This is a genomic window from Frankia sp. R82 (assembly GCF_023716925.1).
Classification (GTDB): domain Bacteria; phylum Actinomycetota; class Actinomycetes; order Frankiales; family Frankiaceae; genus Frankia.
Genome location: NZ_JAMQQG010000185.1, coordinates 1 through 834 on the forward strand (window position 1 = coordinate 1; position 834 = coordinate 834).

General features: G+C 68.1%; 1 protein-coding gene. It reads right to left on the bottom strand.

The window, feature by feature from the left end; translation table 11 throughout:
* Window positions 1-10: 10 nt before the first annotated feature.
* Window positions 11-834 (bottom strand): IS5 family transposase gene (locus tag ND747_RS16515; RefSeq protein WP_251734495.1). Its coding sequence is split into 2 segments (ribosomal slippage): window positions 11-486 and window positions 486-834, totalling 825 coding nucleotides; the frame shifts between segments, so codons are not numbered across the junction.

Here is an 834-nt window from a genome sequence, read left to right on the forward strand (position 1 = left end):
AGAGCTTGTCTCATGTGGGGTGTGGGAGTTTCTTCCAGCAGGTGATCGCGGCGGCCAGGCAGAGGAACCCGAGGAAGTTGTAGCCGTTGCGTTCGTAGCGTGGAGTCAGCCGGCGGTAGCCGCCGAGCCAGGCCAGCGTTCTCTCGACTTTCCACCGGTGCCGGCCAAGGCGTTCGGTGCTGTCCACACCGCGGCGGGCGATCCGCACCGCGATATCGTGCCGGCGCAGGAAACACCGTAGTTCCGGCTGGTCGTAGGCCTTGTCCGCACGCAACTTGTCCGGTCGGCGCCGCCGTGGCCCACGGCGGGAACGGATCGCCGGGATGCTGGCCACCAGCGGTACGAAGGCCCCGCTGTCGTGCAGGTTCGCCGGGGAGACCGCCACGACCAGCGGCAGCCCGTCGGCGTCGGTCAGAACATGGATTTTCGAGCCTGGTTTGCCGCGGTCGACCGGGTTTGGACCGGTCAGGTTTCCCCCCTTTTTGCCCGCAGGCTAGCCGCATCCACAATCGCTGATGACCAGTCGACCCGCCCGGCCGCGCCGTGCAGGTCCAGGATCCTTCGGTGCAGTCGAGGCCAGACACCCGCCCGGGTCCACGCCTGGAACCGGCGGTGCGCCGTGGGTACCGACACCCCGAACTCGGCCGGCAGGTGCCGCCAGGCGCATCCCGAGGTCAACACGTAGACCACCGCGGTGAACACCGCCCGATCCTTGATCGGAGCAGTCCCACCGCCCTGCTGACGGGTCTCGAACCGGGGCAGCAGCGGCTCCACCAACTCCCACAACTCATCCGGGACCAGCCGCCCGGCGAGGCTGCTCTCCAACACATCCAT